3 protein-coding genes and 2 pseudogenes are annotated in these 5,658 nt (G+C 74.2%); 2 read left to right on the forward strand and 3 right to left on the reverse strand.

What is annotated here, in order from left to right:
* Positions 1–226: pseudogene (locus KBX39_RS21250) on the reverse strand (magnesium chelatase); the annotation flags it as partial.
* 58 nt (positions 227–284) lie between these two features.
* Positions 285–1,253, reverse strand: a complete 969-nt coding sequence (locus KBX39_RS21255; protein ID WP_166457288.1) for an aldo/keto reductase — start codon at positions 1,251–1,253, stop codon at positions 285–287.
* A 57-nt stretch (positions 1,254–1,310) separates the two neighbouring features.
* Between KBX39_RS21255 and mgrA the strand changes: the two genes are divergently transcribed.
* Entirely contained in the window at positions 1,311–2,300 is a 990-nt protein-coding gene (mgrA, locus tag KBX39_RS21260) for an L-glyceraldehyde 3-phosphate reductase (protein WP_064447745.1), read from the forward strand.
* A gap of 1 nt (position 2,301) precedes the next feature.
* Here mgrA and KBX39_RS21265 read toward each other — a convergent pair.
* A pseudogene (locus tag KBX39_RS21265) lies at positions 2,302–3,178 on the reverse strand (lytic polysaccharide monooxygenase).
* A gap of 155 nt (positions 3,179–3,333) precedes the next feature.
* On the opposite strand from KBX39_RS21265, the gene KBX39_RS21270 reads away from it, so the two are divergent.
* The coding region (locus KBX39_RS21270) for a DUF4153 domain-containing protein (protein WP_210872145.1) at positions 3,334–5,658 on the forward strand (2,325 nt) is incomplete at its 3' end.

Consider the following 5,658-nt stretch of genomic DNA (forward strand, 5'->3'; position numbering starts at 1 on the left):
GCCCGGCGAGCAGCGCGCGCTCGACCTCGGGCAGCACCGTGTCCTCGTAGCCCACGATGCCGGGGAAGCGGTCCTCGCCGGAGCCCATCCGGGCGAGGAGGTTGTCTCGGAGTTCCTGCTTGACCGTGCGGTACTGGTGGCCGGCCGCGCGCAACGCGCCGAGCGTGCTCGGCAGCTCGGCGGGCGGGACCGGGGGAACCTGGTTGGGAGCGGTCACCCGATCCACGCTAGCGCGCTCCGATGACCGGCGGCGCCCGTCGCCACTGACGCCGCCGGAGCGCCGCTCACCTCCCGAGGCGGGCGCGGACCATCCGGGGCACCGCTGCCAGGCCGGTGACCGGGCGGAACGCGCGCGCGGCGGCGACCAGCGCGGCGTACTCGTCGTCGGTCAGGTCGATCTCGGCGGCGGCCGCGTTGCGTTCCATCTGCTCGACCCCGGACGCGCCGGGGATGGCCACCACGTTCGGGTGCCGCAGCACGTACGCGAGCGCGATCTGGCTCGGCGTGGCGTCGTGCGCGTCGGCGACCTCGCGCAGCGTGGCGATCAGCGCGGTGCCGCGTTCCAGGTTCTCGGGCAGGAAGTACGGGTTGGCCCGGCGTACCGCCCCGGCGGGCGGGTTCGTGGCGTCGTAGCGGCCGGAGAGGAAACCCTGCGCCAGCGGCGAGTACGCGATGACGATCCGGCCGGCCTGCTCCGCGTACGGGATGAGGTCTTCCTCGGGGCCGCGGTCGATCATGCTGTAGCGGACCTGGTTGCTCAGCACCCGGCGGCCCAGCGCGGCCTCGGCGAACCGCCACCGGCGCAGGCCGTAGTTGCTGACGCCGACCTCGCCGACCAGTCCGACGTCCTGCAGCGAGCGCATGCCGCGCATGGTGGTGGTGTCGGCGACCACCGGGTTGGCCTGGTGCACCTGGTAGAGGTCGATGCCGTCGACGCCGAGCCGGGCGGCGGAGGCGACGGCGCGCTGCTGCACCACGGGGGCGACAGGCAGCAGCGGGAAGATCTTGCTGGCGACGACGACCTTGCTCCGGTCGTCGCCCAGCGCCGCGCCGAGGATGCGCTCACTGCGGCCGAAGCCGTACAGCTCGGCGGTGTCGAACAGGGTGACGCCCAGGTCGAGCGCCCGCCGGACGATCTCGGCGGCGCGGCGCTCGTAGTCGGGGCCGTAGCCCCACTCCTTGGAGCCGAACTGCCAGGTGCCGAGGCCGATCTTGGAGATGGGCTTGGGGGTGTCGAGCTGCACGTAACGCATGTGGCCGAACGTACCCGCGCCGCTGCGACCGCACTCCGCTGCGGACAGAATGGCCCCGTGACATACCTCGCCAGCGACGACCGTTACCACGAGATGATCTACCGGCGCAGCGGCCGGAGCGGGCTGAAGCTCCCCGTCATCTCCCTCGGCCTGTGGCACAACTTCGGACCGGACCGGCCCTTCGAGCGGCAGCGCGACATCGTCCGCCGCGCCTTCGACCTCGGCATCACCCACTTCGACCTGGCCAACAACTACGGTCCTCCGCCCGGTTCGGCGGAGGAGAACTTCGGCCGGCTGCTCGCAGGCGACCTGAAGCCGTACCGGGACGAGCTGGTGATCTCCAGCAAGGCCGGGTACCTGATGTGGCCCGGCCCGTACGGCGAGTGGGGCTCGCGCAAGTACCTGATCTCGTCGCTGGACCAGTCGCTGCGCCGCCTCGGGCTGGACTACGTCGACATCTTCTACTCGCACCGGTTCGACCCGGAGACCCCGCTGGAGGAGACGATGGGCGCGCTCGACGCGATCGTCCGCTCCGGCAAGGCGCTCTACGTGGGCATCTCCAACTACGACTCGGAGCAGACCGAGCGCGCCGCCGAGATCCTGCGCGACCTGGGCACGCCGCTGCTGATCAACCAGCCGTCGTACTCGATGATGAACCGCTGGACGGAGAGCGACGGCCTGCTGGACACGCTGGAGGGCGTCGGCGCCGGTTGCATCGCGTACAGCCCGCTCGCCCAGGGCCTGCTCACCGACCGTTACCTCACCGGCATCCCGGCCGACTCCCGGGTACGCACGAGCGTCTTCCTCAACGAGGCCGACCTCGACGAGGAGACGATGGCGACGGTCCGGGGGCTCGCCGCGGTGGCCGAGCGGCGCGGTCAGACGCTCGCCCAGCTCGCCCTCGCCTGGGCGCTGCGCGACCCGCGCATGACCAGCCTCATCATCGGCGCGAGCAGCGTGGCGCAGCTGGAGGGCAACGTGGCCGCGCTGGACAACCTCGACCTCGCCGGTGACGACCTGGCCGAGATCGAGGGCCTGCTCGGCTGACTCACCAGACGCGGCGCCGCCCGGCGCGGTGGTTGCGGACACCGCACGGCCGTCCGGGCGGAGGGCCGCCGGCCCGGCTCAGCCGCCGTCCGACCACCGCCGCGGCGAGCAGCGCGACGACGAGCGCCGCCGCGCCGAGCACGAGCGGCCGGGACAGCGGTCCGCCGTCGGTCACCGTCGCGACCGGCACCGCCGGCTCGTCGTCGGTCGCCGCCCCGGCGAGGGTACGCGGAGGCGACGCGCTCGCCTCCGGCGCTGCCGGTGTCGCGTCCGGCTCACCGCGTGCCGCCCGGAAGATCACGTCCGAACAGGAGTAGTAGGTGTCCTGGGTGTCCGAGTTCTGCCAGATGACGTAGACGATGTGCCGGCCGGTCCGGTCGGCCGGCAGCCGCCCCCGCATCTCGTACGCCCCGGAGCGGATCGGCGGGTCGGTGACCTGAAGGAACGGCTTCTTCTCCAGGTCCGCCCAGGTCAGCCGCCGCTGCGGCGAGTACGAGCCGGTGGTGACGTAGAACCGGAACGTGCCCTGGTGCGGGATGGTGGTGCGGTAGCGGAACGTGTGCCGGGCGCCGGCGGTGAGCGTGGTGGCCGGCCAGTCCGCGCGCGGCAGGTCCAGCCAGTTCCCCGTCCGGAATGCGTTCCCGGTCCCGCCCGTCGACGCGGGCGACCCGGATGTTGTCCCACTCGCGTACCGCCGCTCCGGCGGCGATCGCGGCCCGGCACGCGGGCGTCCGCGCCCGGCCACCACCTTCCGGCCCGCACGCGGCGGCCCGGCTCAGCGGGCTGGTCGGCGCACCGTGCGCGCCGGCCGGCGTGGCGGCGAGCGGCACCGTCACGGCGACGGCGGCGAGCGCGGCGAGCGCGCGGCGTGCGGCCATGTGATCGACCTCCCGCGCACTGGTACGGCCGCGAGACGTCAAAGGTTCGATCCGCGCCGATCGGCCGGGCCGACGTGACCGAACGGACAGACGGGGCGGCGGGGCGCATGTGGGTGGACCTAGAGTGACGAAACCCTGTGATCGAGGAGCGTCCCTTGCCCGAGCCGGAACCGTCCCCCGAGCCCTCCCGCGCCGCCCCGGCGAACGGGCCTCCCGCGGGCGACGTCCCACCTTCCCAGCCCTATCTGCTGGTGATGCCCAGCATGGAGGGCGCGCCCCCACCGGTGCCGTGGCCCGGCGCGGAGGGGCAGCCCGGCTGGGCGATTCCGGTCACCGTCCCGCCCGGCACCCAGGGGTACGCGCTGTTCCTCCCGCTGGTGCCGGCGGCCGGCCAGCCGAGCGCGGTGCCTGCCCAGGCGACAGCACCGGCCGTCGAACGCTCCCCGGTGGAGGATGCCGCCCTCTCCCCCACCACCGGCGACGTCGCCAAGACGCCGCCGGCTTCCGCGGGCGCGGGCGTGTCCCCGGCCGGGGACGGTTCGACGGGGGCGGCTGATCATGGGGAGCCCGCCACCGCACCGGCCGACCGTCCGGCGGAGCCCGGCGCCGCCACGCCGGACGCCGCTCCGGCGGCCCGGCCTGCCGCCACCCGAGCCGACGGAACCCCTTCGGCTGCCGAGGACGCCGCATCGGCGGGTCCGTCCTCCTCGGGCGCCGGCACGAGGGCTCCGGCCACCGGTTCGCCTGCCGCCCCGGGTTCGGCCCCGTCGGATGCGCCGAACCCGCAGGCCGGCTCCGGCACACTGGCCAGTTCGGGCGCACCGGGTGCGCACCCGCAGGCCGGTTCCGGCGCGCCCGGCACGCCGCACGCTTCCGGCCGGCCCGGGACCCCGAGCACGCCGCCGATCCCCGGCGCGTCGCCCGCGCTGATCCCCGGCGCGTCGCCCGCGCCGGTCACACCGCACGCTCCGGGGATGCCGCAGCCTCCCGGTCGGCCGGTGGGCGCGCCGCCGTACCCCGGTGTGGGGTGGACCGGCCATCCGCAGGCGCCGGTCTGGACGCCGCGACCGCCGACGCCGCGGACCTCGTTCCTCGGCGCGCGGTGGCCCGGCCCGAAGGCGGCGACCGGCCGGGCCGTGCCGCTCGCGGTGCTGGCCGGCGCGGTCGGCGGCGCGGCCTTCGTGCCGCTGGGCCGGGTCGGCGTCGGCTGGTTCCTGGGGTGGCTCACGCTCACTGTCGCGGTGGTGCTGGCGATCCGGTCGAAGACCGCTGACCTGCCGCGCGCCGACCGGCTCATCCGGGCCGGGTGGGCGGCGGCCGCGCTGGCGCTGATGGCCGTGCCGGCGTTCCGCAACGCCTGGTGGCTCGTGACGTTCTGCGTGCTCGGCGCGCTGGGCTGCGCCACCCTCGCGATCGTCGGCGGGCGGTTGGTGCGATCGATCCTGTTCGGCCTGGTCGCCACGCCGTTCGCGGCGCTACGCGGCCTGCCCTGGGTACGCCGGCACGTCACCGCCTCGGCGTCGGCGGCGACGGTGAGCAAGGTGACCGTCTCGGTGGTCGCCACGGTCGTGGTGCTCGTGGTCTTCGGCAGCCTGCTCGCCTCCGCCGACGCGGCGTTCTCCGAGGCGCTCGGCTCGCTCGTTCCCGAGACCGACATGGGTTCGGTGTTCAGCTGGGTGTTCCTGGCCGTGGTGGGCGGGCTTATCGCGGTGGCCGCGGTCTACACGCTCGCCGCGCCGCCCGACTTGTCCACCGTGGACAGATCCGGCGAGCGGCGGATCGGCCTGCTGGAGTGGGCCCCGGCCATCGGCGCGCTCGTCCTGCTGTTCGCCGGGTTCGTGGTGGTGCAGTTCACTGTGCTCTTCGGCGGGCAGCAGCACGTGCAGCGGGTCGCCGGTCTCAGCTACGCCGAGTACGCGCGCAGCGGCTTCTGGCAGTTGCTCTTCGTCACGCTGCTGACGGTGGCGGTGCTCGGCGGCGTGGGCCGCTGGGCGCGCCGGGAGCGGCCGGTCGAGCGCGTCCTGCTGCGTGTGCTGCTCGGGCTGATCAGCGCGCTGAGCGTGGTGATCGTGGCGTCGGCGTTGTCCCGCATGTGGACGTACCAGAAGGTCTACAGCTTCACCGGCGAGCGGATCTTCGTGATGGCGTTCGAGATGCTGCTCGGCACGGTCTTCCTGATGATCATCCTGGCCGGCTTCCGGTTCAAGGGCCGGTGGATTCCCGGCGCCACCGTCGCGCTGGCCGTGACGATGCTGCTCGGCCTGGCGGTGCTCAACCCGGAGGACTACGTCGCCCGCCGCAACACGCTGCGGTACGAGCAGACCGGCAAGATCGACGCCTGGTATCTGCGGGCGCTGTCCGCCGACGCGACGCCGTCGCTGGCCAAGCTTCCCGACCCGGTACGCCGGTGCACGCTGAGCTGGATAGCCGACGACCTCGCCGAGCCCGACCCCTGGTACGCCTGGACCCTCGGTCGGCAG

Origin of the sequence: Micromonospora sp. D75, from assembly GCF_018070405.1 — a bacterium.
Classification (GTDB): domain Bacteria; phylum Actinomycetota; class Actinomycetes; order Mycobacteriales; family Micromonosporaceae; genus Micromonospora; species Micromonospora chalcea.

Bases quoted from the DNA above. Each gene is read 5' to 3' on its own strand.
- KBX39_RS21255 (WP_166457288.1), bottom strand. From the start codon at position 1,253: ATGCGTTACGTGCAGCTCGACACCCCCAAGCCCATCTCCAAGATCGGC.